27 protein-coding genes are annotated in these 24758 nt (G+C 72.9%); 15 read left to right on the top strand and 12 right to left on the bottom strand.

Features of this window, described 5'->3' with window-relative positions:
• Positions 1 to 11 precede the first annotated feature (11 nt).
• The 5 genes from ACFWRO_RS16620 to ACFWRO_RS16600 all read left to right on the top strand — a co-directional run bounded on the left by ACFWRO_RS16620 (position 12) and on the right by ACFWRO_RS16600 (position 3979).
• Positions 12 to 899: an ABC transporter ATP-binding protein gene (locus ACFWRO_RS16620; protein ID WP_384510415.1), complete on the top strand. Its 888-nt coding sequence runs from the start codon at positions 12 to 14 to the stop codon at positions 897 to 899.
• A 16-nt stretch (positions 900 to 915) separates the two neighbouring features.
• Positions 916 to 2496 (top strand): amidohydrolase, encoded by a 1581-nt coding sequence (locus tag ACFWRO_RS16615; RefSeq protein WP_384510513.1) that lies wholly within the window; start codon positions 916 to 918, stop codon positions 2494 to 2496.
• Positions 2493 to 2720 carry a hypothetical protein gene (locus ACFWRO_RS16610; protein ID WP_384510413.1) on the top strand — a complete coding sequence of 76 codons (228 nt, stop codon included), beginning with the start codon at positions 2493 to 2495 and terminating at the stop codon, positions 2718 to 2720. Before ACFWRO_RS16615 ends, ACFWRO_RS16610 begins: the two co-directional genes overlap by 4 nt.
• Positions 2721 to 2839: 119 nt before the next feature.
• The gene (locus tag ACFWRO_RS16605; RefSeq protein ID WP_384510411.1) at positions 2840 to 3451 is read left to right on the top strand and encodes a GNAT family N-acetyltransferase; all 612 of its coding nucleotides are present in this window, start codon (positions 2840 to 2842) and stop codon (positions 3449 to 3451) included.
• A gap of 36 nt (positions 3452 to 3487) precedes the next feature.
• Positions 3488 to 3979 carry a MarR family winged helix-turn-helix transcriptional regulator gene (locus ACFWRO_RS16600; protein ID WP_384510408.1) on the top strand — a complete coding sequence of 164 codons (492 nt, stop codon included), beginning with the start codon at positions 3488 to 3490 and terminating at the stop codon, positions 3977 to 3979.
• A gap of 106 nt (positions 3980 to 4085) precedes the next feature.
• On the opposite strand, the gene ACFWRO_RS16595 is transcribed toward ACFWRO_RS16600, so the two are convergent.
• The 6 genes from ACFWRO_RS16595 to ACFWRO_RS16570 form a co-directional block, all read right to left on the bottom strand.
• The gene (locus ACFWRO_RS16595; protein ID WP_384510406.1) at positions 4086 to 5276 is read right to left on the bottom strand and encodes an acetylornithine transaminase; all 1191 of its coding nucleotides are present in this window, start codon (positions 5274 to 5276) and stop codon (positions 4086 to 4088) included.
• Complete coding sequence (gene argB, locus ACFWRO_RS16590; RefSeq protein WP_384510403.1) at positions 5273 to 6238, bottom strand: acetylglutamate kinase; 966 nt, start codon at positions 6236 to 6238, stop codon at positions 5273 to 5275. Before argB ends, ACFWRO_RS16595 begins: the two co-directional genes overlap by 4 nt.
• Positions 6235 to 7386 carry a bifunctional glutamate N-acetyltransferase/amino-acid acetyltransferase ArgJ gene (argJ, locus tag ACFWRO_RS16585; RefSeq protein ID WP_384510400.1) on the bottom strand — a complete coding sequence of 384 codons (1152 nt, stop codon included), beginning with the start codon at positions 7384 to 7386 and terminating at the stop codon, positions 6235 to 6237. The genes argB and argJ overlap by 4 nt, the downstream gene beginning before the upstream one ends.
• 88 nt (positions 7387 to 7474) lie before the next feature.
• Complete coding sequence (argC, locus tag ACFWRO_RS16580; RefSeq protein ID WP_384510397.1) at positions 7475 to 8512, bottom strand: N-acetyl-gamma-glutamyl-phosphate reductase; 1038 nt, start codon at positions 8510 to 8512, stop codon at positions 7475 to 7477.
• A gap of 77 nt (positions 8513 to 8589) precedes the next feature.
• Complete coding sequence (locus ACFWRO_RS16575) at positions 8590 to 9258, bottom strand: isochorismatase family protein (RefSeq protein WP_384510394.1); 669 nt, start codon at positions 9256 to 9258, stop codon at positions 8590 to 8592.
• A 150-nt stretch (positions 9259 to 9408) separates the two neighbouring features.
• Positions 9409 to 10161, bottom strand: coding sequence for a DUF2470 domain-containing protein (locus tag ACFWRO_RS16570; RefSeq protein ID WP_384510391.1), 753 nt, complete (start codon positions 10159 to 10161; stop codon positions 9409 to 9411).
• Positions 10162 to 10351: 190 nt separating this feature from the next.
• On the opposite strand from ACFWRO_RS16570, the gene ACFWRO_RS16565 reads away from it, so the two are divergent.
• Positions 10352 to 10609, top strand: a complete 258-nt coding sequence (locus tag ACFWRO_RS16565) for a hypothetical protein (RefSeq protein WP_384510388.1) — start codon at positions 10352 to 10354, stop codon at positions 10607 to 10609.
• 122 nt (positions 10610 to 10731) lie between these two features.
• The gene (locus tag ACFWRO_RS16560) at positions 10732 to 11421 is read left to right on the top strand and encodes a DUF4232 domain-containing protein (RefSeq protein ID WP_384510386.1); all 690 of its coding nucleotides are present in this window, start codon (positions 10732 to 10734) and stop codon (positions 11419 to 11421) included.
• Positions 11422 to 11490: 69 nt separating this feature from the next.
• Here ACFWRO_RS16560 and ACFWRO_RS16555 read toward each other — a convergent pair whose 3' ends face one another.
• The gene (locus ACFWRO_RS16555) at positions 11491 to 11898 is read right to left on the bottom strand and encodes a RidA family protein (protein ID WP_384510384.1); all 408 of its coding nucleotides are present in this window, start codon (positions 11896 to 11898) and stop codon (positions 11491 to 11493) included.
• Positions 11899 to 11994: 96 nt separating this feature from the next.
• Between ACFWRO_RS16555 and ACFWRO_RS16550 the strand changes: the two genes are divergently transcribed.
• Positions 11995 to 12375, top strand: coding sequence for a winged helix-turn-helix transcriptional regulator (locus ACFWRO_RS16550; RefSeq protein WP_384510381.1), 381 nt, complete (start codon positions 11995 to 11997; stop codon positions 12373 to 12375).
• Between the two features lie 20 nt (positions 12376 to 12395).
• Here ACFWRO_RS16550 and ACFWRO_RS16545 read toward each other — a convergent pair whose 3' ends face one another.
• Positions 12396 to 12869 (bottom strand): VOC family protein, encoded by a 474-nt coding sequence (locus ACFWRO_RS16545; protein WP_384510379.1) that lies wholly within the window; start codon positions 12867 to 12869, stop codon positions 12396 to 12398.
• A gap of 195 nt (positions 12870 to 13064) precedes the next feature.
• Between ACFWRO_RS16545 and ACFWRO_RS16540 the strand changes: the two genes are divergently transcribed.
• Positions 13065 to 13814 carry a DUF6215 domain-containing protein gene (locus ACFWRO_RS16540; protein WP_384510377.1) on the top strand — a complete coding sequence of 250 codons (750 nt, stop codon included), beginning with the start codon at positions 13065 to 13067 and terminating at the stop codon, positions 13812 to 13814.
• Between the two features lie 11 nt (positions 13815 to 13825).
• On the opposite strand, the gene glsA is transcribed toward ACFWRO_RS16540, so the two are convergent.
• Positions 13826 to 14941, bottom strand: a complete 1116-nt coding sequence (gene glsA, locus ACFWRO_RS16535; RefSeq protein WP_384510375.1) for a glutaminase A — start codon at positions 14939 to 14941, stop codon at positions 13826 to 13828.
• 161 nt (positions 14942 to 15102) lie between these two features.
• On the opposite strand from glsA, the gene ACFWRO_RS16530 reads away from it, so the two are divergent.
• Positions 15103 to 15594: a DUF1269 domain-containing protein gene (locus tag ACFWRO_RS16530; RefSeq protein ID WP_384510372.1), complete on the top strand. Its 492-nt coding sequence runs from the start codon at positions 15103 to 15105 to the stop codon at positions 15592 to 15594.
• A gap of 63 nt (positions 15595 to 15657) precedes the next feature.
• Here the strand turns inward: ACFWRO_RS16530 and ACFWRO_RS16525 are convergent, their stop codons facing one another.
• The gene (locus ACFWRO_RS16525; RefSeq protein WP_384510370.1) at positions 15658 to 16752 is read right to left on the bottom strand and encodes a chemotaxis protein; all 1095 of its coding nucleotides are present in this window, start codon (positions 16750 to 16752) and stop codon (positions 15658 to 15660) included.
• Positions 16753 to 16996: 244 nt separating this feature from the next.
• Here ACFWRO_RS16525 and ACFWRO_RS16520 point away from each other — a divergent pair, with 244 nt between their 5' ends.
• From ACFWRO_RS16520 to ACFWRO_RS16500, 5 genes are read left to right on the top strand one after another with little or no spacing between them, the layout of a single operon-like run.
• Complete coding sequence (locus ACFWRO_RS16520) at positions 16997 to 17467, top strand: SRPBCC family protein (RefSeq protein ID WP_384510367.1); 471 nt, start codon at positions 16997 to 16999, stop codon at positions 17465 to 17467.
• Positions 17464 to 19776: an FdhF/YdeP family oxidoreductase gene (locus ACFWRO_RS16515; RefSeq protein WP_384510364.1), complete on the top strand. Its 2313-nt coding sequence runs from the start codon at positions 17464 to 17466 to the stop codon at positions 19774 to 19776. The genes ACFWRO_RS16520 and ACFWRO_RS16515 overlap by 4 nt, the downstream gene beginning before the upstream one ends.
• A gap of 37 nt (positions 19777 to 19813) precedes the next feature.
• Entirely contained in the window at positions 19814 to 20818 is a 1005-nt protein-coding gene (locus tag ACFWRO_RS16510) for a Dyp-type peroxidase (RefSeq protein ID WP_384510361.1), read from the top strand.
• Positions 20815 to 21633, top strand: a complete 819-nt coding sequence (locus tag ACFWRO_RS16505) for a family 1 encapsulin nanocompartment shell protein (protein WP_384510358.1) — start codon at positions 20815 to 20817, stop codon at positions 21631 to 21633. The genes ACFWRO_RS16510 and ACFWRO_RS16505 overlap by 4 nt, the downstream gene beginning before the upstream one ends.
• Positions 21630 to 22280 (top strand): DUF1345 domain-containing protein, encoded by a 651-nt coding sequence (locus tag ACFWRO_RS16500; RefSeq protein ID WP_384510355.1) that lies wholly within the window; start codon positions 21630 to 21632, stop codon positions 22278 to 22280. Before ACFWRO_RS16505 ends, ACFWRO_RS16500 begins: the two co-directional genes overlap by 4 nt.
• Positions 22281 to 22286: 6 nt before the next feature.
• On the opposite strand, the gene ACFWRO_RS16495 is transcribed toward ACFWRO_RS16500, so the two are convergent.
• Both ACFWRO_RS16495 and ACFWRO_RS16490 read right to left on the bottom strand, forming a co-directional pair.
• A complete protein-coding gene (locus ACFWRO_RS16495; RefSeq protein ID WP_384510352.1) occupies positions 22287 to 23207 on the bottom strand; it encodes a LysR family transcriptional regulator in 921 nt (306 codons plus the stop codon).
• A 55-nt stretch (positions 23208 to 23262) separates the two neighbouring features.
• Positions 23263 to 24462 (bottom strand): MFS transporter, encoded by a 1200-nt coding sequence (locus ACFWRO_RS16490; RefSeq protein WP_384510349.1) that lies wholly within the window; start codon positions 24460 to 24462, stop codon positions 23263 to 23265.
• Positions 24463 to 24758: the final 296 nt, after the last annotated feature.

The following is a 24758-nucleotide window of genomic DNA, read 5'->3' as shown; positions in this document are numbered from 1 at the left end:
AAGAGCCGCGCATGACTGGAACGAAGAACAACCCCGCCCCCGGCCCCCGGCTGCGCGCCGAGGACCTCACGCTCTCCTACGACCAGCGGACCGTCGCCACGGAGCTGAGCGTCGACATCCCCGACCACTCCTTCACGGTCATCCTCGGGCCGAACGCCTGCGGCAAGTCGACGCTGCTCACCGCGCTCGCCCGGATGCTCAAGCCCAAGGCGGGCCAGGTCTACCTCGACGGCGCCGCCATCGCCTCGTACCGCTCACGCGAGGTCGCCCGCCGGCTCGGCCTGCTCCCGCAGTCCTCCAGCGCGCCCGGCGGCATCACGGTCGGCGACCTCGTGGCCCGCGGCCGGTACCCGCACCAGCGGCTGCTCAAGCAGTGGTCCGCCGAGGACGAGACGGCCGTGGTCGAGGCGATGCGGCAGACCGGCGTCCTGGAGCTCGCCGACCGTCCCGTGGACGACCTCTCCGGCGGCCAGCGGCAGCGGGTCTGGCTCTCCATGGTCCTGGCCCAGCAGACCTCCATCCTCCTGCTCGACGAGCCGACCACCTTCCTCGACATCGCCCACCAGGTCGAGGTGCTCGACCTCTGCGCCGAGCTGCACGCCCGCAAGGGGCAGACCGTCGTGGCGGTCCTGCACGACCTCAACCAGGCCTGCCGCTACGCCACTCACCTCATCGTGATGCGTCCCGGCGGCGTCATCGCGGCCCAGGGCGACCCGGCGACGGTCATGACGGCCGAGCTGGTCGAGGACGTGTTCGGGCTGCGCTGCCGGATCATCGACGACCCCGAGACCGGCACCCCGATGATGATCCCCGCCGCGCCCCGCCGCTTCGACCCGGAACCCGACCCCGCGTCCGAGCACGCACCCGACGCTGCCGCCGTCCTGGCCGAGACCCCCTAGGAACGGACCGCCCATGATGCTCTGCACGAGGCTGACGAACGCCCGCGTCCTCACCATGGACCCGGACCATCCGGCCGCCCACGACCTGGGCATCTGGAAGGGCAGGATCGTCGGCCTGGACGAGGCCGTGACCTCCCTGCCCGCCCGCGAGGTGATCGACCTCCAGGGCGCCACCGTCCTGCCCGGGTTCATCGACAGCCACGTCCACCTCGCGTGGACCGGCCTCAAGGCGAGCTCCCCGTCCCTAGCCGGACTCGCGCGCGTCGAGGACGTCCTCGACGTGGTGGCCGAGGCCTGCTCCCGCAAGAACACCCCCGGCGCGTGGGTGAGCGTCGGCGGCTACGACCAGCGGGCCCTCGGGCGGCACCTGACGGCAGCCGAACTCGACCGCGTCAGCCAGGGCCACCGGGTCTTCGTGATGCACCAGTCCGGTCACGCCTGCGTCGTCAACACGGCCGTCCTCGACCTGCTCTCCGCGGACGTTCCGCACGAGGACGGCGTCCTCGTGGAGAGCGCGATGGGCGCGGTGCGCAAGCTGCGGCTGCCGTACGCGCAGGAGGAGCTGGCCGACGCCATCGAGTACGCGGCCCGCGAGTGCCTCACGGAGGGCATCACCGCCGTGGCCGAGGCCGGCATCGGCGGCGGCCTGCTGGGCCACAGCCCCGTCGAGCTCGGCGCGTACCAACTCCTGCGCGACCAGGGCCGGCTGCCCCTGCGGGTCCAGCTCATGCCGGGCGGCGACACGCTGCGGCCGGTGGGCGCGCACGAGCGGGACGGCATCCCGCGCGGGCTCGACCTCGGCCTGCGGACGGGCTTCGGGGACGACTGGCTCTCCGTCGGCGCGCTGAAGATCTACACCGACGGCGGCATGATGGCCCGTACGGCCGCGCTCACCGCCCCGTACGAGGGCTCGGACCATACCGGCCAGCTCCAGGCCGACCCCGAACACCTCACCTCCCTCATCGTCGACGGTCACCTGGGCGGCTGGCAGCTCGCCGTCCACGCGATCGGCGACCGGGCCGCGGACCTGGCGCTCGACGCCCTGGAGCGGGCGCAGGAGCTGCGCCCCCGCACCGACGCGCGCCACCGCATCGAGCACGCGGGCCTCATCCGCCCCGACCAGCTCCCGCGCTTCGCCCGGCTCGGCCTCAGCGCCGTCGTCCAGCCCAACTTCCTCCACTACTTCGGCGACGACTACGCGACGATCATGGGCGCCGAGCGCGCCCCCTGGATGTACCGGGGCCGGGGCTTCCTCGACCACGGCGTCACGCTCGTCGGCAGCTCCGACCGGCCCGTCACGGACGGATCGCCGCTGCGGGCCGTCCAGTTCATGGTCGAGCGGGCCTCGACGTCGGGGCAGCTCATCGGCCCCGACGAGGCGATCACGGTCGACGAGGCGCTGTACGCGTACACCGCCGCCGGCGCGTACGCCTGCCGCTGGGACGACACCGCCGGCAGCCTCGGCCCCGGCAAGCGGGCCGACCTCGTCGTCCTCGGCGACGACCCGTGCAGCGTCGACACCTCCAGGATCGGCGACATCGAGGTCCTGGCGGCCTTCGTCGACGGGCGCGAGGCGACGGACGGGAAGAAGCTGTGACCGGGCCCGCGGACCCCCTGGAGCGCCACGCGGACCTCTGGCAGGGTGCCCAGGGCCCGTCCCGCTGGGTGATCTGGCACGCGGGCGACGGCGAGGACATCGTGTTCGACCGGGAGTTGAACATACCGGCCGACGTGGAGGACGCCGCGCTCGCGGAGGTCGTCCGCCGGATGCGGCGGGCCGGGGCACCGGAGAGCGACGACTATCCCGGGCGGCCCTGCTGAGCGGGGCGGGTCGACTTGGCGGGCAATTCAAGTAAGGCTAACCTTAGTTCGACTGTTCCGCCGGTTGGCGCGACGAGCCGTTCGTCTCTTCGCGCACGGTGGACCGAGGAAGGAACGCCTTGACCACGGCCCCGCCGCGCCAGGCCCCGCTGTCGCCGCGCGCACTCGACCCGCTCGTCCTCCCCGCCCTGCCCGCCTTTCCCGTCGTCCCGGATCTCACCGATCTCCCCGATCTCCCCGATCTCCCCGAGGTCCCAGCGGTCCCCGACACCCCCGGCGGCGGCCCCCGCGTCCGTACCGCACGGCCCGAGGACGCCGAGGCGCTAGCCGCCCTCTCCCTGCCGTTCGTCCGCTCGGGAGCGCTCCGCGAGCGCCCGCTCTCCGTCTACGCCGACCAGGCGTCCGACTTCCTCGTCGCGGAGTCCCCCGGAGGAACCCTCGACGGCTGCCTCGGCCTGCGCGCGTACGCCGCCGAGAAGGCGGGCGTCCTCTACAACTTCTGCGTGGCCGGCCACCGTCAGGGCTGCGGCACGGGAGCCCGGCTCCTGCGCGCCGCACTGACCAAGGCCAGGACCCGTTCCCTGCGGACGCTGTTCACGGCGACGACCGGCGGCGGCGATCTCTTCCTCCGCCACGACTTCACCCCCACCCACCCGACCCTGGCACCCCCGGCCTGGGCCCAGTCCCTGGACCCCCGCCGCAACGCCCGCATCCTGGCCCGAGCCCTCTAGGGCCTCACTCCGAGGCCGGCATGTAGCGTCGTGATCATGAACCCGTCGAACGGCAGCATCACCGACCAGGCCCCGGCCGATCCGGCCGCCACGGAAGACATGCTGGCCAGTCAGCCCATCGGTTACTGGAGCGGTCTCGCACATGAGGCCGTGACCCGGCATCTGCGTGACGCCATGGCCAGGATCGATGTCACCCAGCCGCAGTACTGGGTGCTCAACCGAGTCAACGGCGGGCCCACGCCACCCAGCCGCGAAGAAGTGATCGCCCAGCTGACCCCCCTCGCCGACGGGGAGCGCGAGATACCTCGCGTCATCGACCAGTTGCTCCACCGCGGCTGGCTGCGGACCGACGCCGAGCAGCACCTGCACCTCACCGACACCGGCGAGGCCACCAGGCTCCGGCTGCGCGGCCTGGTCACGGAGCTCCGCGCGGAGGTCCACAAGGGCATCAGCGACGAGGAGTATGTGGCCGCGCTCAAGGTGCTGCGCACGATGATCGCCAACGTCGAGGGCGACGGGGGCTCCTAGCCGCTTCGTCGCGATGGAGGTCCGTCCTTCCGCCGATACCGCAAAGGGCGGGCCCGGAAGCCGATCGAGGCTTCGGGCCCGCCCTTTCGTGACGGGTGGCGTGTGTTCAGACGGAGAGGATCTCCGGGAGGGCCTTCGCCAGTTGGTCGGCCTCGTCGTCCGTCAGGGTCAGGGCCGGAGCCAGGCGTACGGTGGTCAGGCCTGCCGCGTTGACGAGGAAACCGGCGTCCTGCGCCGCCCGTTGGACGAGCGGGGCGACCGGCTCCGTGAGGGCCACGCCCAGGAGGAGGCCCGTGCCGCGTACCTCGGCGACCCGGGGGTGCGCCAGCTCCTCGATGCCCTGGCGCAGGCGCTCGCCCACCCGGATCACCCGGTCGAGCAGCCCCTCCGTCTCGATGGTCTCCAGGACGGCGAGACCGGCCGCGCACGCGACCGGGTTGCCGCCGAACGTGGAGCCGTGCGCGCCGGGGCCAAGGAGCTCGCCCGCCTCGCCGAAGGCCACCGTGGCGCCGATCGGCAGCCCGCCGCCCAGGCCCTTGGCGAGCGTGACCACGTCCGGGTCCACGCCCGAGGCCGCCTGGTGCGCGAACCAGTGGCCGGTCCGGCCGATCCCGGTCTGCACCTCGTCGAGGACGAGCAGGGTTCCCGTGGCCCGGGTGATCTCGCGGGCGGCCCGCAGATAGCCCTCGGGCGCCGGAACGACCCCCGCCTCGCCCTGGATCGGTTCGAGGAAGACCGCCGCGGTCTCCTCGGTCACGGCCGCGCGCAGCGCCTCGACGTCTCCGTACGGCACGTGCGTGACCTCGCCCGGCAGCGGCAGGAACGGCTCCCGCTTCGCGGGCTGTCCGGTGAGCGCGAGCGCCCCGAGGGTGCGTCCGTGGAAGCCGCCTTCCGTCGCGACCAGGTGCGGCCGCCCCGTCCTGCGGGCGATCTTGAAGGCGGCCTCCACCGCCTCCGTACCGGAGTTCGCGAAGAACACCCGGCCCCGAGCCCGGCCGAAGAGACCGAGCAGCCGCTCGGCCAGCGCGACGGGCGGCCCGGCCACGAACAGGTTCGAGACGTGCCCGAGCCGGCCGATCTGGTCCTGGACCGCCGCCACCACGGCCGGGTGCGCGTGCCCGAGGGTGTTCACCGCGATGCCGCCGGTGAAGTCCGTGTACGCACGGCCCGCCTCGTCCCACACCGTGCTGCCCTCGCCCCGGACGAGCGCCAGCGATGGAGTGCCGTACGTGTCCATCATCACCGCGCTCCAACGGCGCGTGAGCGGTGTGGCGCCGGCGTCGGCCTCCGCGGTCACCTGGGGTCCTCCTCTGTCCCGTTGCCGGGCTTCTCGTCCGGGACGACGGTCGTGCCCGGACCTTCCTCGGCGAAGACGCCGCGCAGCAGGGCGTGCGGTACCCGGCCGTCCAGGACGTGGGCCCGCCGCACACCCCCGCGTACCGCGCGCAGACAGCCCTCCATCTTCGGGAGCATGCCGCTCGCGAGCCCCGGCAGCAGGGATTCGAGCTCCGCCGCCGTGAGCCGGTCGATCACCTCGGTGCTGTGCGGCCAGTCCGCGTACAGCCCCTCCACGTCGGTGAGGACCACCAGCCGTTCCGCGCCGAGCGCGACGGCGAGCGCCGAGGCCGCGAGGTCGGCGTTGACGTTGTAGACCTCCCCGTCCTCACCCCGCGCCACCGGCGACACCACCGGGATACGGCCCTGGTCGAGCAGCGTCCTTACGGTGCCCGGCTCCACGGCCACGACCTCGCCGACGAGTCCGATGTCCACCGGCCGGCCGTCCACCCACGCCGGGCGACGTACAGCTGTCATGGTGTGCGCGTCCTCGCCCGACATGCCCACCGCGAACGGTCCGTGGGCGTTGAGCGCGCCGACCAGGTCCCGCTGGACCTGGCCGGTGAGCACCATGCGGACCACATCCATCGTCTCGGGTGTCGTGACGCGCAGACCCGCCTCGAACCTGACCTCCAGATCGAGGCGGTCGAGCATCGCGCTGATCTGCGGCCCGCCGCCGTGCACGACGACCGGGCGAAGCCCCGCGTGCCACAGCTCGACGACGTCCTGGGCGAACGTCCGGTGCAGCGCGGGGTCGACCATGGCGTTGCCGCCGAACTTGACGACGACCGTGCGGCCCTGAAGCTCCTCCAGCCACGGCAGATCGGCGGCGGTCAGCCCGGCGGTCCGGTCGGCGTCGATCCCCGCGGTCGGGCCCGCGGTCACCCCGGCCGTCGGGCCGGTCACCGTCCCCTGCCCGCTCATGAGCTGTACGCGCTGTTCTCGTGGACGTACTCGGCGGTGAGGTCGTTGGTCCAGATCACCGCGGAGGACTCGCCTTCGCACAGGTCCACCGTGATGGTGATCCGGCGCCCCGACAGGTCGACCTTCTCCCTGGACTCGCCCGCCGCGCCGTTCCGGCAGACCCAGACGTCGTTGATCGCCACGTCCAGACGGTCGGGATCGAAGGCCGCCGCCGTCGTGCCGATCGCGGACAGCACCCGGCCCCAGTTCGGGTCCTCGCCGTGCAGCGCGCACTTGAGCAGGTTGTTCCGGGCGATGGAGCGGCCCACCTCGACGGCGTCCTCCTCGGAGGCCGCGCCGAGGACCGTCACCGTTATCTCCTTGGACGCGCCCTCGGCGTCCGCGACCAGCTGCCCGGCCAGGTCGAGGCAGACCGCGTGCACGGCCTCGTCGAAGGCCTCGGGGTCCGGGGCGATCCCGGAGGCGCCCGAAGCGAGCAGCAGGACGGTGTCGTTGGTGGACATGCAGCCGTCGGAGTCGACCCGGTCGAAGGTGGTGCGCACCGCCCGGCGGAGCGCCGCGTCGAGCGCGCCCGCGTCGACGTCGGCGTCGGTGGTGAGGACGACGAGCATGGTGGCGAGGCCGGGGGCGAGCATGCCCGCGCCCTTGGCCATGCCGCCGACCGTCCAGCCGTCCCGGGTGACGGCGGCGGTCTTGTGCACCGAGTCCGTCGTCTTGATGGCGCGGGCCGCGTCCGCCCCGCCGTCCTCGCTGAGCTGCTCGGCGGCGGTGTCGATGCCGGCCGTGACCCGGTCCATCGGCAGCATGACGCCGATGAGACCGGTGGAGCACACCGCGACCTCGTGCGGCTCGGTGTCCAGGGCCCGCGCCGTGCGCTCGGCCATGAGCAGCGCGTCGACCGCGCCGGCCTGTCCCGTACAGGCGTTGGCACCACCGGAGTTGAGGACGACGGCCGCGAGCCGGCCGTCGGCGAGGGCGCGCCGGGTCCAGCGTACGGGCGCGGCCTGCACGCGGTTGGAGGTGAAGACGCCGGCGGCCGCACGGGACGGGCCCCGGTTCACCACCAGCGCGAGGTCACGATCGCCGGACTCCTTGATGCCGGCGGCGACGCCGCAGGCGAGGAATCCACGGGCAGCGGTCACACTCACTGTGCTTCTCCGTTTGCTTCTCGGCCCGCGCAGCTCAGGAGTGCGGGCATCGTCGTCGACTGCGGACCGGTGGCCGCGCGTGCGTCGCTCACGGAGCCACTCCGTTCGTGGGCAGGCCCAGGCCCTCGGGCAGGCCGAGGGCGAGGTTCATGCACTGCACCGCGCCACCCGCGGTGCCCTTCACCAGGTTGTCGATGGCGCTCACACAGACCAGCCGGCCGGCCTCCGGGTCCACGGCGAGCTGCACCTGGGCGGTGTTGGAGCCGAGGACGGCGGCGGTCGACGGCCACCGCCCGGGAGGCAGGAGCCGTACGAACGGCTCGTCGGCGTAGGCGGCCTCGTACACGGACCGCACCGCGGCCTCGCCGCCCGCGGCGGCCTCCGGGCGCAGCCGGGCCGAGCAGGTGGCGAGGATGCCCCGGGACATGGGCGCCAGGGTCGGCGTGAAGGAGACGGTCACGTGCTCGCCCGCGACCAGGGAGAGGTTCTGCGTCAGTTCGGGGGTGTGCCGGTGGCCGCCGCCCACGCCGTACGGGGTCATGGAGCCCATCACCTCGGCGCCGACCAGGTGCGGCTTGAGCGCCCGCCCGGCCCCCGAGGTCCCGCTGGCCGCGACGATCACCGCGTCCGGCTCGACCAGCCGTGCCGCGTACGCGGGGAACAGCGCGAGCGTGACCGCCGTCGGATAGCAGCCGGGCACCGCGATCCGGGTGGCCCCCTTCAACTCCTCGCGGGTGCCGGGAAGCTCGGGGAGACCGTACGGCCAGGTCCCGGCGTGCCCGGAGCCGTAGAACCGCTCCCAGGCCTCCGGGTCGCGGAGCCGGAAGTCCGCCCCGCAGTCCACGACCACCGTGTCGGCGTCGAGATCCCGCGCGAGCGCGGCCGACTGCCCGTGCGGCAGGGCGAGGAAGACCACGTCGTGGCCGCGCAGGGCGGCCGCGGAGGTCTCCGTCAGGACCCGGTCCGCGAGCCCGGGCAGCTGCGGCTGCACGGACCCGAGCGGGCGGCCCGCGCTGCTGTGCGCGGTGAGCGCGCCGAGCTCCACGCCGGGATGCGAATCCAGCAGGCGCAGGAGTTCCCCGCCCGCGTAGCCGCTGGCACCGGCCACCGCGACCCGTACGGTCATCTTCTTCGTTTCTCCCTGTCCGTGTGGGGGCTGCGGTGACAGGATCGGCGCCGCAGGTCGCCGTCAGGGGGACTCGGTCACGCGTCCCGGCGAACGGCAGGTTGCGCCCTGCTGAGCAAGAGGTCGCGCAGCAGGGATTCGGTCGTGCACACCACGCCGCTGCGGGCGGCCCAGCGCAGCGCCATCGCGTGTTCCTCGGGGGTGAAGTCCGCCACGGCGTCCGCGACGACGAAGGGCTGGATGTCGTTCATGAAGGCGTCGGCCGCCGTCAGGAGGACGCCGAGGTGGGCGTAGACCCCGCAGATGATCAGCTGGTCGCGGCCTTCGGAGCGCAGCAGTCGGCCGAGATGGCTGCGGAGGAAGGCGTTGTGGCGCACGTTGGCGAGCAGGTGCTCGCCGGTGCGGGGCGTGAGCGGTGCGACGATCGCGGCCGCGTCGGGCTCGTCTCCTATGCCGGGACCCCAGACGTCGGCGACGAGGCCGCGCTGGCCGGGCCGCTGGGCGGCCGGCTCGGCGCTGAAGACGACGGGCATCCCGAGGGTGCCGGCGAGTTCGCGCAGGGCCGTGATGTTGTCGACGAGTTCGACGACCGGGCTCTGCCCGGCCGGGAACGCCTCCACGAAGTGGTTCTGCATGTCGAGGACCAGGAGCGCGGCGCGCGCGGGGTCGATGGACCAGGAGACGCAGGACCGGGGGAGGGCGGCACGGTCGGGCAGGGGGTAGGGGCCGACTGTCGGCAGGCCCATGGGTGGTTCCTCCCCCCGGATGGTGGGCGCGGGTCCGCGCCGACCACCCCTGACGTGTGATTTAGCTTAGCCTAACCTAAGTGACACCTGTCCGGGCAGTGCCAACCCCTCATGGGGGCCGATGAGTTGCCCGGGGCGACGGAGCGACCGTCACGCGCGGGGTGAAGGGTGCCGGTGGTGGGAGCAGGAGGGCGTCGTGAGGATCCGCCGGACCTGCTCGCCGGCCTCGGCCGCGTCCCGGGCCTCGATGGGGAAGGGGATGCGCAGGTCGCAGTGGCCCTCGCGGTACTCGCACCGGAGCGTGATGCCGTACCGGTCCACGGCCAGCGGCAGTGCCCGGACCACCCCGTACGGCAGGCGCGACCCGGCGAGGATGACGAGGTCGGCCACCATGTCCGCGTGGGCGTCGGCGAGATGCGTGAGCATGGCGGCCTCCTCCACGGCGAGCGCGTCGGGGCGCGCGAGGGCGTAGGCGTCCAGGCTCACCTCCTGGGTCCCGGCGGCGGTCCGCAGCGTGACGCGCGCGAGGTCGAGCCGGAGCCCCTCGCCGCCGCCGTTCCCGTCCGCCTCTCCGACCACGTCGGTCGGCCCTGCGGGGGCCAGCCAGCCCGAGATCGTCACCCGGGCGCGCACCCGGTCCCGCAGGGGCGTCGGCGCGATGTCGGTGAACTCGAGAAGGACGGCCAGACTGCCGTGCGGCGCCGCGGCGACCTGGGCGGTCAGCGGGCTGTCGGCCTGCGCGGTGAGGGTGATTCGCCCGGTCTGCCCCACGGTGTGCATGCCGATGAGGTCGTAACACTGTCCGTCGGTGGTGAGCGAGAGCGAGACCGCGTGGGCCAGTACGGAGCGGACGCGCTCCGCGGCGGCCTGGTCGGACGGGACGGTGTCGGTGACGGCGCTCAAGGCAACTCCTCGCGTGGCGACGGACATCGGGACATCCGATGCGGCTTAGGTAAGGCTAACCTAAGCCGCGCCGGAGGGTCCTGTCCAGCCCCGCCGCGCCGGGGCGTCTCCACTACGATCTGCCCGTTCGCCGGTTGGTTCGTTCTGTTCGCTGGGTTCGTTCGCTCGCTCCTCGATCCGGAGGCCTTTCATGCGCAGGCGTACGTTCATGGCCGCCGCCGGAGCTGCGATCGCGGCCGGCGGGCTGACCGCCCCGGATGCGCGGGCCGCCGCGGCGCCGCCCGTCGGACCGAAGCTGACGGACCGTGACCCGCTAGCCTCGGCCAACGCGCGCGCGGTGTACGCGCACCTCGTGGCGACGTACTACGCCGCGGGGCAGGTGTGCACGGGAGGGGCGGGAACCGGCTTCGGCCAGAACTTCGACTGGGGCCGCCTCCACGCCCACTGACATGGGGGGAATCGTGCAGCTTTCGTCAAGGAACGGTTCTCGCGGCCGGCCGGCGGAACCGGCGGCGCCGCCGCGCTCTCTATGAGCGTGCACCGTCAAGATCGACCCTCTGGAAGAGAACCATGCGCACGCACCTCCGTACCGCCTCCACCGCCGCCGCCCTCGTGCTGGCGGCCCTCAGCCTGACCGCCTGCGGCGGTGACACCGACAAGGCAGACAAGGCGGGCGGCACCAGCTCCTCCGCGTCGGCTTCCGCCTCCGCGACGGCCTCGGCCTCCGCTTCCGCCTCGGCGAGCGGCTCCGTCTCGAAGGCACCGGCCAAGGGCACCTCCACCAAGGACACCTCGACCGGCGGTGGAACGGGTGGCGCCGCGTCCGCGTGCACGACGAAGAACACCTCGGTGACCTTCATCGCCTCCGCCCACCACGCCGGCGAGCAGGAGCCCGCCGCGGCGACCGTCAAGGTCACCAACACCTCCAAGGCGACCTGCACTCTCGTCGGTGCCAGCACCCTGGTGGCCAAAGACGACCAGGGCAAGGCCGAGCCGATCAGCGCCGACACCTCCGCGAACGGCACCGACGCCGTCGACATCAAGCCCGGCGCCTCGGCCCAGGCGACGGTCCTCTACGCCGACCTCAACTTCGAGGGCAGCGCCTCGGCCCGCGAGGTGTGCGCGATCCAGGCGTCCACGGTCGAGATCGCGCTCCCGGACGACGAGGGCCGTACGGTCAAGGTGACCAAGGCCGACGGCTCGGCGGGCACCTTCAACGTCTGCGGTCCCGACGTGAAGTTCGACGGCTTCGGCAAGTAGCCGACAGCCGACAGAGCCGAGGCCGCACCCTCGGCCAGTCGTCCGCAGCCGTGGATCAGTCTCCGCGGATCAGTCGATGACCGCCGTCGCCTCCACCTCGACCAGGTGCTCCGGTACGTCGAGGGCCGCGACGCCGATCATCGTCGCCGGCGGCACCGGGGTGAACCCCAGCCGGGCGGAGGCCCGCTCGAGGCCTTCCAGCAGCAGCGGCATCTTGTCGGGGGTCCAGTCGACGACGTAGACGGTCAGCTTCGCCACGTTCTCGAAGGTCGCGCCGACTTCGGCGAGCGCGGTGGCGATGTTGACGTAGCACTGCTCGACCTGGGCGGGCAGGTCGTCCTTGCCGACGGTGACCCCGTCGGGGGTCCAGGCGACCTGGCCGGCGATGAACACCAGCTTCGACCCCGTCGCCACCGCTACCTGTCGGTAGACGGGGACCTCGGGCAGTCCGGTGGGGTTCGCAAAGGTGATGGCCATGATCGTGCCTCTCGTGCTCTCTTGTGGTTACTCAGGCACCGTAGGAGAGTGGTGCGTGACATGGAAGAACGCACTTTTCAGTGACTGGGGAACCCGATGGTGACCAAGCAGCTCAGCGGCTTGCTCGACGACGCGGACGTGCGGCGCGCGGACTCGCTCGGCCGGGAGATCTTCTCCGACGTCGCCAACAAGTGGGCGCTCCTGATCATCGAGCTCCTCGGTGAGGACACCCTGCGCTTCAGCCAGCTGCGGGACGGCGTCGACGGCATCAGCCACAAGATGCTCACGCAGAACCTGCGCATGCTGGAGCGGAACGGCCTGGTCGAGCGCACCGTGCACCCCACGGTCCCGCCACGCGTCGAATACGCCCTCACCGAGCCGGGCCTCGCCCTCCGGGTGACGATCGACGGCCTGTGCGCCTGGACGCATACGTATCTCGGCGCCATCGAGGAGTCCCGGAGCCGCTTCGGCACCTGACCCGGGGCCGGCGCCCGCGCTCAGCCGCCGTCCGGGGAGCCCATCGCCTTCTCGGCGCGCTTGGTCATCTCCTCCTCCGACACGTCCTCCACATGCGTGGCGACGCTCCAGCGGTGGCCGAAGGGGTCCTCGAACTGGCCGATGCGGTCGCCGTAGAACTCGTCCGTGAGCGGCTTCAGTTCCCGCGCGCCGTGCGCGAGGGCCTTGGCGAAGACCGCGTCGACGTCCTCCACGTACAGGTGCAGGGTGAGGGGCGTGCCGCCCAGCGCCTTGGGGGAGCGGAAGTCGATGTCCGGGTACTCGTCCGCGAGCATGAGGAGCGAGTCGCCCACCTCCAGCTCGGCGTGGCCGATGGTGCCGCCGGGCGCGGGCATCCGCATCCGCTCGGTCGCGCCGAGCACGGCGACGTAGAAGTCGATCGCGGCCGCGGCCCCGTCGACACTGAGGTACGGAGTGAGGTTCGGGTATCCCTCGGGAACGGGCTTGACGCTCACTGGACTTCGGCCTTTCCGGGAACGGGACGATCGGCGCCGACCGCCCTCCTGCGACCACTGATATCCCCTACGGGTGGGCCGACCGCCCCGCCGCGCGGCAGCCGCCCACCCGGATACCCCGAAGGGCGGCGGCCGGGTCTTGTCCGCCCGCTGATCACGGGTTACGGTGCCCCGTCGCACAGGGGGGATCTTGAAATGGCCGAGGACATCGACGCGCTTCCGAAGGGCGCGGGCGTGTGGGGGCAGACCATCATGGGGCTGATGCTGATACCCGCGCTCGGCGCCGCGCTCTGGGCCTACGGCGAGGTGGCGGACACGCCCGTCACGGGCGCCGAACGGAGGCCCGCCACGTGTTCGGGAGGCGGCAGCGGGACGCCGCCGACGCCGCCTACGCCGCCGCCCGCGGACGCGGCGGGCGACGCGGGCGACGCGGGCCGGCGCGTGACCGGCGAGCAGCTGTGCCAGGCGCTGAACCGCCCCGACCTCGCCCGACTCCTCGGCACACCAGGAGAGATGGCGACGTCCGCCGGCGGGAGCGACGCCTCCCTCAATCTGGGCGGCGGCAGTCTCCGGGACATCGCCACGCCCACCTCCCAGGTGGAGTTCGAGACGTACACGGTGTCCCTGGCGGCCACCTACGACCGGCTCCCGGTGAAGGGCTCCGACGCCGGGCTCCTCTGGGACGGCGCGCGACCGCGGACCGTGCTCGGCCGCCCGGCCGTCGTGTACTCGCAGTCCACCGTCGCCATCAGCTTCCGCCTCGACGGGAGCGACGCGCACACGGGTAAGGGCGCCCCCGCCCGCGTCCTGTCCGTGGCCAAGGACGCCAAGGACAGCGGCGGCTCCTTCGAGCTCGCGATGTGGCGCGAGGACGGCACCGTGCCGGACGACGCGGTCCTGCTGCGTGTGGCGGAGCAGGTGCTGCCGACGATCCCGGGCTGGTAGTCAGCCCGCAGTCACCGCTCCTTCCGGTTCTTGGGCTCACGGGGCGCGCCGCCCACAGGTGCGGAGGCGAAGAGGTTGAGGCCGAGCGTCCGGGACAGGCGCCGCGCCGCGCGCTGCCCGCGCACGCTGTTGCCCGCCGCGTCGAGCGGCGGGGAGAAGGAGGCCAGGGCGCACTTCCCGGGCGCCACCGCGACGATCCCGCCCGACACACCGCTCTTGCCGGGCAGCCCGATGTCGTACAGCCAGTCCCCGGACCGTTCGTAGAGCCCCGAGGCCGCCATGGCGGCGAGCACGCGGCGGCAGGTGCCCGGCTTCACGACCTGGACGCCCGTGAGCGGGTTCATCCCGCCGTCGGCCAGGGTGGCGCCCATGACCGCGAGATCCCGGGTGGTCACGGTCAGGGCGCACTGCCGGGTGTACACGTCCGTGCTCTCCAGCGGATCGAACGGCAGCCGGCCGTAGCTCTCCAGGAGCCGGGCGATACCGCGGTTGCGCTGGTTGGTCGCCGCCTCGGACTCGTAGACCTCCACGTCGAGTTCGAGCCGCCGTCCGGCGAACGCCGACAGGCCGTCCTGGACGAACGTCCACTTGGCGGTCTCGCTGTCCCCGGGCACCAGGCTGGTGGTCACCAGCGCCCCCGCGTTGCACATCGGGTTCATCGGGGAGCCGCCGTTCAGCTCGAGCGCCATGACCGAGTCGTAGGGGAGCCCGGTGTTGTTCACCCCGACGGCCTCCCAGGCGGCGCGATGGCCGAGCCGCTCGCAGACGAGCGCGAAGACGAAGACCTTGGAGATCGACTGGATCGAGAAGGACCGGTCGGCGCAGCCGACGGTGTGCACCCGTCCGCGCGTGTCGGCGAGGCTCAGGGCGAACCAGGAGGGGTCCGCCGCCGCGAGCGCCGGTACGTAGTCGGCGACCCGGCCCTCGACCGACGGCAGATAGCGGGCGTGCGTCTCGCGCAGCAGCGTGTCCACCGCGCCCGCCTCGGGCAGGGAGCCGGTCGAGATCGCCCCGCGGCCCAGCTCGTCGCCGAACTCGGTGTCACCCCGCTCCAGCTCGGGCGGTACGGCCCGGCCGGGAGGTCCGTGCGGGTCGCCCGGCCCGTCGCCCGGCTCGCTGGTGCGCATGAACGTCACTCTCCCCGCGCGCCCCGGCGCCCGCACGCGCGCGAGACCAGGCAGGTGAAGCGGGAGCGGGAGCGCCCCGGCCGTCCGTGCCTCTGATGCCACACCCCCGGTGACCCGCATAGGGTGCGAAGTGACTGGTTTGATGACAAAGGAGACATGAGATGTCCGAGCTCATCGTGATCGGCTACGACGACACATCCGTGGCGAAGAAGGCCTTCAAGGCGGTGCAGGAGCTCCAGAACAGCCATGTGGTCGACCTCAACGGACTCGCCGTCGTCTCGGTCGACGCGGACGGCGAGACCCACGTGGACACCCCCGCCAAGAGCGAGAAGGTGGCCGTCTCGGCCACGGCCGGCGCCCTGTGGGGCATGTTCCTGGGGATCATCATCCTCACCCCGGCCATCGGCGTCGTCGGAGCGGCGGTGGGAGGCCTCATCGGCAAGCTCAGCCAGATGGGCATCGACAAGGACTTCCGGAGCAAGGTCGACTCGCTCCTCAAGCCCGGCTCCGCGGCCGTGGTGATCATGGCCTCGAAGGTCACCGAGGACAAGTTCGCCGCCGCGATGCAGCCCTTCGGCGGCACCCTCCTGAAGACCTCCCTCACCGAGGAGGACGAGAACGCCCTCGCCGAGCAGCTCGCGGGCACGGACTAGGCCCGGCGACGACGACCGGGGGGCGGTACGGAGACTCTCCGTACCGCCCCCGTCGTAGCGGCGTCAGTACCGCAGCACCGCCGCGATGCGCCGCGAGTCGGCCAGGGTGTCGTCGGGGACGAAGCGCACGCCCGCGCCCGTGCCCAGGGCCTGCTCGACGATCTCGTCCACGATGTCGTCGCGCGCGTCGAGGTCGGCCGGCTCGGCGGGTTCGAGGTGGTCGCCGTAGTCGCGGACGACCGCCCGGTAGTGCTCCTCGACGGCAAGGAGACGGACCCGGCCCTCCTTCGCAGCCTCCCAGACCTCGTCGAGGCCGCCCGCGAACTCGCGCCGGCCCTGAGCGGCGTCCAGCTCGGAGACGACGGCCGCCGTGTCGGCCTCCGCGCGCGCCGCCCGCAGCGGCTGGAGCGTCCGCCACACCTCCGCCGCAGGGCCCGCCGCCAGACCGCCGGCCGGGACCGCCGTGACGTCCTTGCCCAGCGCACCCTGCTCCTCCAGGAGGGCGAGCGCGGGCGCGTCCCCGATCAGGTACAGCGGCCGGGGCGAGGAGCTGAGCACGAGGCGCATCGCCTCGTGCGCCTCCCGCAGGAACTGGCGGGCCTGCTCGTCCTGGAAGGTGCTCGGCACGTCGCCGATCTGCTCCTTCCGCTCGGCGTCGGGGTCCGCCAGGCTCCGCGTCAGCGGAAAGCCGTCCCCGGTGCGCTCGACGACCCGCTCGGCCTCGCCGTCCCAGAGGGAGACCCGGTCGGCCGCCACGGCCAGCGCCCAGAAAGGCTGCTCGGCGGCCTGCGCGGCGACCAGGTTGCGGGTGAGGAAGGTGTCGGCGAGGACGACCCGCTCGGGCACCGTCCGGGCCACGGACCAGACATGGTGCTCGCCGGGGGCCGCGTAGATCACGAGGCCGTCCTCGGCGTGGACGAGGTCGACCTCGCCGAGGGCGTGCTCCAGCTGGCTCAGCACGTCGAGCCGCCGCTCGCGGGTCACCGCGGGGTCCTGCTCCAGGGCCTCCCCGGCCCTGGCCACGAGGTTGCGGAGCCGGACGGGGTCCTGGGTGTTGTCGGGCTCCCTGCGGTGCGTCGGCATGAGCAGCGACACGGCCGGATACGGGCGGGGCTGACGCAGTTTGGCGAGCAGTTCGGTGCTGAGCGCGGGACGCATGAGAGCCGACCTTTCGGGGGCGGTCGCGGGGGCGCGAGGGAATCGCGGGGGCGCGCGGAATGAGTGCGGCCGATCGTGACGAACGACGATCCTTACGAAACGCCGATCGTTACGAACGATATGTCCGAGTTCGCGGGTCGGCGCGTCGCGAGCCCGCCGCCATCCGTTCGGTCCTGCCGGACTGCGCGGACGGCCGTACGGTACGAGGCTGGGCCCGACCCCCTCCTGAAGGAGCGTGATCGGCGTGGCCCGGAACCGCCGTCTGATCCTCAGCTCGCCGCCCGAGGTCTGGCGCCTGCTGGCCGACGGTCACCGTTACGGAGAGTGGGTGACGGGGACGCGGGAGATCCTCGCCGCGGACCCGCACTGGCCGGCCGTCGGCGCCCGGCTGAGGGTCCGGGTCGGCGCGGGCCCGCTGACCCTCGACGACACCTGTGTCGTCCGCGTCTGCGAACCGGGGCGCCGCCTGGAGCTGGAGGCGAAGGCCGATCCCTTCGGCGCGGCCCGGATCGCCATGAACCTGAAGCCCTGGGGCGAGAACACCCTCTTCACCCTCGACTGGCACCCCCTGCGGGGCCCCGGCACCCGGATGCACGGCCTCCCCGTGGACTACGTCATGGCCGTCCGCAACGGCATGATGCTGACGAAGCTGGCCCGGATCGCGGTACGTGAACACACCGTCGCGAGCCAGGCCGGCGAAAGGGCGGAAGCATGAGCGCCACCCCCGAGGAGCGGGAACAGGTCGAGGCGAGGGTGGGGCCCGAGCCCACCGGGGAGCCGGAGTTCCAGCCCTATCACCACCCGGCCGCCGGGTGGGGCGCCGCCAACAGCGTGACCCGGTTCATGGTGCGCGAGGGCGCGCTCGTGGACGGCCCCCGGGCGATCATGCGGATGAACCACGAGAACACCGGGTTCGACTGCCCCGGCTGCGCCTGGCCCGACGACACCAAGGGCCTGCACCTGGACATCTGCGAGAACGGCATCAAGCACGTCACCTGGGAGATGACCCGCAAGCGGGTCGACCGCGCGTTCTTCGCCGCCCACTCGGTTACCGAACTGGCCGGCTGGAGCGACTACGAGCTGGAGAACCAGGGCCGGCTGACCGAACCGATGGTCTACGACCCCGACACGGACCACTACGCCCCGATCAGCTGGAAGGAGGCCTTCGAGCTCGTCGGACGCACCCTGCACGCACTGGACTCCCCGCACCGGGCCGCGTACTACACCTCCGGCCGGCTCGGGAACGAGGCCACCTTCCTCTACCAGCTCATGGCCAGGGAGCTGGGCACGAACAACCTGCCCGACTGCTCCAACATGTGCCACGAGGCCAGCGGCCGGGCCCTCAAGGCGTCCCTGGGCACCGGAAAAGGGACCGTCGACCTGAAGGACTGGGAGACGACCGACGCCCTGTTCATCCTCGGCGTCAACGCCGCCTCCAACGCGCCCCGGATGCTGACCGCCCTCGCGGAGGCGTACCACCGGGGCGCCCAGGTCGTGCACGTCAACCCGCTCGTGGAGGCGGCCGCCACCCGCACGATCATCCCGCACGACTTCAAGGACATGGCCACCCTCCACGCGACGCGGACGAGCACGCTCAACCTCCAGCCGCGCATCGGCGGCGACATGGCGCTCGTACGGGGCATGGCCAAGGCGATCCTGGAGCAGTCCTCCGCCGACCCCAAGGCGCTGGACCCGGAGTTCATCGAGCGTCACACGGCCGGTTTCGAGGAGTACCGCGCCCTGTGCGAGGCCACGTCCTGGGAGGACATCGAGCACCAGTCGGGGATCGGCCGCGCCGACATCCTCAAGGTGGCCCGCGTCTACCGCGAGGCGGACCGCTCCATCGTCAGCTGGTGCCTGGGCGTCACCCAGCACGAGCACGGCGTCGACACCGTACGGGAGATCGTCAACCTCCTGCTGCTGCGCGGCAATCTGGGGCGGGAGGGCGCCGGGCCCTCCCCGGTGCGCGGCCACAGCAACGTCCAGGGCAACCGCACCTGCGGCATCGACCACCGGCCCACCGCGGAGTTCCTGGACCGGCTCGCCGAGGTCTGCGGGATCGACCCGCCGCGCGAGCACGGCCTGGACACCGTGCGGACCATCGAGGCGATGCTCCGCGGCGAGGTGAAGGTCTTCGTCGGCATGGGCGGCAACTTCGCCCTCGCGGCCCCCGACACCCCCGTCACGTACGAGGCGCTGCGCGCCTGCGAACTGACCGTCCAGGTGAGCACCAAGCTCAACCGCAGCCACGTCGTCCACGGCCGGCAGGCCCTGATCCTGCCCTGCCTCGGCCGCACCGAGAAGGACCAGCAGCGCAAGGGCCTCCAGAGCACCTCCGTCGAGGACTCGATGAGCATGGTGCACCTGTCCGCCGGCATGAAGCGCCCGGCCTCGGCGCACCTCCTCTCCGAGCCCGCGATCGTCGCCGGCATGGCCCGCGCGGCCCTCCCTGACAGCGAGACGCCGTGGGAGTGGTACGTCGAGGACTACGACCGCATCCGCGACACGATGGCCCGCGCCCTCGACGGCTTCGAGGACTTCAACCGCCGGGTACGGCTGCCGCTCGGCTTCCGCATCAAGCAGCCCGCGCGGGAACTCGTCTTCCTCACCCCGTCGGGGCGCGCCGAGTTCTCCACCGCCGAACTCCCCGACGTCGTCCCGGCCCCCGGCACCCTGGCGCTCGGCACCATGCGCTCGCACGACCAGTGGAACACCACGATCTACTCCGACAACGACCGCTATCGCGGGATCAAGAACCTGCGCACGCTCGTCTTCATGAACGAGGACGACATGCGCGAACGCGGCGTCGAGAAGTTCGACCCCGTCGACATCACCAGCACGGCCAGGGACGGCAGCCGGCGCCGGCTGCACGGCTACCTGGCGATCCCGTACGACATCCCGCGCGGCTGCGCGGCCGGCTACATGCCCGAGATGAACGTCCTGTGCGCGCTCGGCGACTACAGCACCCAGAGCGACCAGCCGATCATGAAGCACCTCCGGGTGACCATCGCCCCGGCCGCCTGACAGCGCCCCGCCCACCCCACTCTCCGCCGGGAGTCACATGGTCACCCCGCAGCCCGTCGTCGTACCGCCCTCCAAGGCCGCCGTGTTCCTCGTGGCCACGGTGAACCCCGGCTCAGAGACCGCCGTACGCGACGCGCTCGCCGATCTGGCCGGGCTGACGCGCTCCGTGGCCTTCCGCGCACCGGACGACCGGCTCACCTGCGTCGTCGGCATCGGCTCCACGGCGTGGGACCGGCTCGTCGGCGGGCCGCGCCCCCGCGAGCTCCACCCCTTCCCGCCGCTCACCGGACCCCGGCACCGGGCCCCGGCCACTCCGGGCGACCTCCTCTTCCATCTGCGCGCCCGGCGCATGGACCTCTGCTTCGAACTCGCCCGGCTCCTCGTCGAGGCCCTGGGCCCCGCCGTGACCGTCGTCGACGAGACCCACGGCTTCACCTACTTCGACGAGCGCGACCTCCTCGGCTTCGTCGACGGCAGCGAGAACCCCGAGGGCGACGCGGCCGGCGAAGCCGTCTTCGTCACCGCGGACGACGACGATCCGCCCTTCCACGGCGGCAGTTACGTCGTCGTGCAGAAGTACGTCCACGACATGGCGGCCTGGCAGTCGCTCACCGTCGAGCAGCAGGAACACGTCATCGGCCGCACCAAGGCCGCCAACGTCGAACTCCCCGACGACGTCAAGCCCGCCGACTCGCACGTCGCGCTCAACACGATCGTCGACGAGAACGGCACCGAACGGCAGATCCTGCGCGAGAACATGCCCTTCGGCACGATCGGCCGGGGCGAGTTCGGCACGTACTTCATCGGCTACGCGCGGACCCCCGAGGTCACCGAGCGGATGCTGCGCAACATGTTCCTCGGCGACCCGCCCGGCCGCACCGACCGCATCCTCGACTTCTCCAAGGCCGTCACCGGGGGCCTCTTCTTCGTCCCCAGTGCCGACCTCCTCGACGACCTCCCCGCCCCGCCCGCAGCGGCAGCCGCCGTCCAGTGGGACGACTCGCTGCGCATCGGCAGCCTCAAAGGAGCCCGAGCGTCATGACGACCCCCGCCGACACCGGCAACCTGCACCGCGAACTCGCCCCGATCACCCCCGCCGCCTGGGCCGAGATCGAGGAGGAGGCCCGCCGCACCTTCCGGCGGCACGTCGCCGGACGCCGGGTCGTCGACGTGCCGGACCCGGGCGGCCCCGGGCTCGCCGCCACCGGCACCGGGCACCTCTCCGCCATCGACCCGCCCGCCCCCGGCGTCACCGCGCACCTGCGCGAGGCCCGCCCGCTGGTCGAACTCCGCGTCCCGTTCACCGTGAGCCGCTCCGCCGTGGACGACGTCGAGCGCGGCTCGCACGACTCCGACTGGCAGCCGGTCAAGGACGCGGCGCGCGCCATGGCGTTCGCGGAGGACCGGGCCGTCTTCGACGGGTACGCGGCGGCGGGCATCGAAGGGCTGCGGACCCGCTCCTCCAACCCGGAGCTGAGCCTGCCGGCCGAGCCGCGCGACTACCCCGACGCGATCAGCCGGGCCCTGACCGCGCTGCGCCTGGCCGGCGTCGACGGTCCGTACGCCCTGCTGCTCGGCGCCGACGCGTACACGGCGGTCAGCGAGACCTCCGACCACGGCTACCCGATCGCCGCGCACCTCGGCCGCATCCTCGGCGGCGACCCGATCTGGGCGCCCGCGCTGACCGGCGCGTTCGTCCTCTCCACCCGGGGAGGGGACTTCGAGCTGCTGCTCGGCCAGGACCTGGCGATCGGCTACACCGGGCACGACGCGAAGGGCATCGAGCTGTACTTCCAGGAGACCCTGACGTTCCTGACGTACACGGACGAGGCGGTCGTCGCCCTCAGGACGCCATGACGCGGTGGTTGCCACAGTCCGCCGTCGCCCGGCTCGCCGGCTCGCTCGTCGCCGGAGCGGTGGTCGCGGTGGTCGTCGCCGTGCTCGCCGACCCGCCGATGGGAACGCTCGCCGGTATCGCCGCGACCGAGACGGTGTTCGTGGTGACCGGGTGGCTCGTCCTCTGGCCGATGGACGCGGCCACCACCCGCCGCGACGCCCGCCGCGAGGACTTCAAGCCCGCCGTCGACGAGATCGTCATCGTCGCCGTGGCCCTGTGCGGGCTCGCCAGCATCGTCGTCCTGCTGCTGCGCGGCGGCACCGACACCGGCCACGCCGCCGCCGCGACCGCGCTCAGCGGAGTGTTCATGGCCTGGGCGGCGCTCCACCTGATGTACGCCACGCGGTACGCGTACCTCTACTGCGGGGCCGACGGGGGCGGGAGCGCCGAGGGCGGGATCGACTTCAACTCCCAGGAGCCGCCCGCGTACCGGGACTTCCTCTACTTCAGCTACAACCTGGGCATGACCTACCAGGTCTCCGACACCGACGTGTCCAGTCCACGCGTCCGAGCCGTGGTCCTGCGCCACTCCCTGCTGTCGTACGTCTTCGGCACCAGCATCCTGGCCACCGCCATCAATCTCGTCGTGGGCCTCGTCACGGACTGACCCCGATCACGGGTCCCCGGGGACCCGCTCCAGGGCGGCCGCCACATCGGTCTCCCGGGCCACCGCCGTCAGGGCGCGGGCCATGACCGAACCCGGCTCCCGCGAGGCGACCACGAGGCCCACCGGTACGGTCCGTTCCGGCGCGACCAGCGGCACCGCGCGCATCTCGTGCGGGACGCCGAAGACATGGAGCCAGGTGTGCGGCACGACACTGGCCCACCGGCCCGTACGGACATGGGAGAAGAGGGCGCCCACCGAATCGGTCTCCACCCGGGGCGAGGCCCGCACCCCGACCTCCTCGAACACCTCGTCGAGAACTCGCCGGCCCTGCATCGCGCCGCTCAGCAGGCAGAGCGGCAGCCGTGACGCCTCCGCCCAGGTCGCCGTCGTCCCGTGCGCGGTCCGGTCGGCGACACCGGTGAGCAGGACGTACCGCTCCTCGTACAGCGGGAGGGCCGAGAAGCCGTCCGGGAGCTCCGCGCCCAGGTACATGAGCCCGGCGTCGATCTCGAAGTCCCGCAGTCGGCGGAGGATCTCCTCCGACCGCAGGTCCGCGAGGACCTCGACGGTCACCAGCGGGTGCGCGGCGCAGAACGGGGCGGTGAGCAGGGAGACGGCGCCGGACGCGTTCGGGACCGTGCCGACCCGCATCCGCCCGCTCAGGCCCGTACGCAGGGCGCCGATCTCGTCCTTGAGCGCGTCGCGGTCGGCGAGGATCCGCTGGGCCCACACCACGATCCGCTCGCCCTCGGGCGTCAGGCCCTCGTAGGCCCGGCCGCGCCGGACCAGCGGCACGTCCAGCTCCTCCTCCAGCTTCCGGACGGCCTCCGAGAGCGCGGGCTGGGAGACGTGGCAGGACTGGGCGGCCCGGGCGAAATGACGCTCACGGGCGAGGGCGACGAGGTACTCGAGTTGGCGGAACAGCACGTCACGGGTCTACCCGACGGTTCTCGGCCACGCCAATCGGGACCCGCCGACCCGCTCACCCTAGGGGCAGGCTCCGGCGGCTGAACCGCGCCGTGACCATCAGACAGAGCAGGCCCCCGGCGGCGAGGCCCGCGAGCAGGGCGGGGTAGGGGGCGGCCCCGGCGGTCACGGCGAGCAGCAGCGGGGTCAGGAAGCCGCTGTAGGCGGCGCCCTGGTGGACGAAGGCCGTCGACGGCCTCGAGGCGGGCGGCGCGAGCCGCTCGATCTCCCGCAGCCCCGAAGCGAGCGTGAGGCCGTACCCGGCGCCCAGGAGGACCGCCGCGACCACCACCAGGACGACCGAGTCCCCGTACGCGGCGCACGCGCCGACCAGCAGCCCGCCGATCACGGTCACCATCGACACGAGCGTGGCCCGCGCGCTGTGCGCGTGGTCGAGCCGGTCCGCCAGCGGCCGGACGGCGAGGCCCACGGCGAACGTCAGCGCCGTGACGAGACCGCTGAACACCGGCTCGTACCCGGGTATCCGGTCGGCCACCAGCGGCGGCAGGACGACGTACGCGACCGTGGAGGCGCCGAACACCGCCGGGCTCGCCGGAAGCACCACCCAGAGGAAGCGGGGGTGCGCGAGCACGGCCCGGCCGAGGCTCGCGACCCGCGGCTCCCACCCGGCGCCCGGCGACGGCGGCGTGGTCCCGGGCACCCGGGCGGTCGCACCGAGCACCAGCAGGACCACGGCGGCGTGGACGAGACCGGGCAGCACCGTCGGCCCCGGCAGCCACTCGGCGAGCGAGCCCGCCGTGAGCGCCCCGGCGGCGAAGCCGCCTCCGGTGGCGTACGCGGCGCGGACCGCCCCCGCGTCGGGCCGGCCGGCCCCGGCGGAGAGCTCCCGCAGCCAGGCGGTCCCCGCGGTCAGCACGAGACCGGCCGCGAGGCCCGTGGCGAGCCGGCTGACGTACACGGCCGCCTGGGACACGGCTCCCGCCGCGAGGACGACGCTGGCGACGGCGGACAGCGCGAGCGCCGAGCGCACCACGCGCCGCCGCCCCGCCCGGCGCGCGGCCGGGCCGCTGAGCAGGAGACCGGGCAGGAGCCCGAGGAGGTACGTGGTGAACATGGCGGCGACCGGGACGGCGGGCCACCGCTCCTGCGTCCGGTACACCACCGACAGCGGGGCGAACTGGTTCGCACCCCACCCGGCGGCGAACAGCGCGGCCGCCACCGGAATCCAGCCATGCGCGGAACGGGAAACGGGCATGGCGGAACGCGCCTTTCGGTCGAGGGGGCTTGGGGAATGAGCCTCCGACAATTCCGGTGGACGCGTCAAAGAGGACTTTCCGATGGCCTGATAGGCGCTGCTTGTCACCCCGCCGGAGACCCCGCCCCCGTCCCCGGGGACGGCCCCGCCCACCCGCCGGGGCGACCCCGCCCGCCTGCGCAGACGGCCCCGCTCGCCTGCGTCGGCGGCCCTGCTCGCCCGTGCCGACGGTCCCGAGCGCGGCGCGCCAAAGATTCCGTGCGCAGTCGACCACACCGTGCTACAGTCGTGACCAG

Origin of the sequence: Streptomyces sp. NPDC058579 (assembly GCF_042718575.1) — a bacterium.
GTDB lineage: Bacteria > Actinomycetota > Actinomycetes > Streptomycetales > Streptomycetaceae > Streptomyces.
The sequence above is the reverse complement of the archived record's forward strand: the minus strand, read 5'-3'. Positions and strand labels throughout refer to the sequence as shown.

Coding starts and splice junctions, on each gene's coding strand:
- ACFWRO_RS16620 (WP_384510415.1), top strand. CDS start 12: ATGACTGGAACGAAGAACAACCCCGCCCCCGGCCCCCGGCTGCGCGCC.
- glsA (WP_384510375.1), bottom strand. CDS start 14,941: ATGCGCACCAGCGAGCCGGGCGACGGGCCGGGCGACCCGCACGGACCT.
- ACFWRO_RS16565 (WP_384510388.1), top strand. CDS start 10,352: ATGCGCAGGCGTACGTTCATGGCCGCCGCCGGAGCTGCGATCGCGGCC.
- ACFWRO_RS16575 (WP_384510394.1), bottom strand. CDS start 9,258: ATGGGCCTGCCGACAGTCGGCCCCTACCCCCTGCCCGACCGTGCCGCC.
- ACFWRO_RS16525 (WP_384510370.1), bottom strand. CDS start 16,752: ATGCGTCCCGCGCTCAGCACCGAACTGCTCGCCAAACTGCGTCAGCCC.
- ACFWRO_RS16550 (WP_384510381.1), top strand. CDS start 11,995: ATGGTGACCAAGCAGCTCAGCGGCTTGCTCGACGACGCGGACGTGCGG.
- ACFWRO_RS16515 (WP_384510364.1), top strand. CDS start 17,464: ATGAGCGCCACCCCCGAGGAGCGGGAACAGGTCGAGGCGAGGGTGGGG.
- ACFWRO_RS16615 (WP_384510513.1), top strand. CDS start 916: ATGCTCTGCACGAGGCTGACGAACGCCCGCGTCCTCACCATGGACCCG.
- argC (WP_384510397.1), bottom strand. CDS start 8,512: ATGACCGTACGGGTCGCGGTGGCCGGTGCCAGCGGCTACGCGGGCGGG.
- ACFWRO_RS16530 (WP_384510372.1), top strand. CDS start 15,103: ATGTCCGAGCTCATCGTGATCGGCTACGACGACACATCCGTGGCGAAG.
- ACFWRO_RS16510 (WP_384510361.1), top strand. CDS start 19,814: ATGGTCACCCCGCAGCCCGTCGTCGTACCGCCCTCCAAGGCCGCCGTG.
- ACFWRO_RS16500 (WP_384510355.1), top strand. CDS start 21,630: ATGACGCGGTGGTTGCCACAGTCCGCCGTCGCCCGGCTCGCCGGCTCG.
- ACFWRO_RS16555 (WP_384510384.1), bottom strand. CDS start 11,898: ATGGCCATCACCTTTGCGAACCCCACCGGACTGCCCGAGGTCCCCGTC.
- ACFWRO_RS16505 (WP_384510358.1), top strand. CDS start 20,815: ATGACGACCCCCGCCGACACCGGCAACCTGCACCGCGAACTCGCCCCG.
- ACFWRO_RS16540 (WP_384510377.1), top strand. CDS start 13,065: ATGGCCGAGGACATCGACGCGCTTCCGAAGGGCGCGGGCGTGTGGGGG.
- ACFWRO_RS16560 (WP_384510386.1), top strand. CDS start 10,732: ATGCGCACGCACCTCCGTACCGCCTCCACCGCCGCCGCCCTCGTGCTG.
- ACFWRO_RS16600 (WP_384510408.1), top strand. CDS start 3,488: ATGAACCCGTCGAACGGCAGCATCACCGACCAGGCCCCGGCCGATCCG.
- argB (WP_384510403.1), bottom strand. CDS start 6,238: ATGAGCGGGCAGGGGACGGTGACCGGCCCGACGGCCGGGGTGACCGCG.
- ACFWRO_RS16490 (WP_384510349.1), bottom strand. CDS start 24,462: ATGCCCGTTTCCCGTTCCGCGCATGGCTGGATTCCGGTGGCGGCCGCG.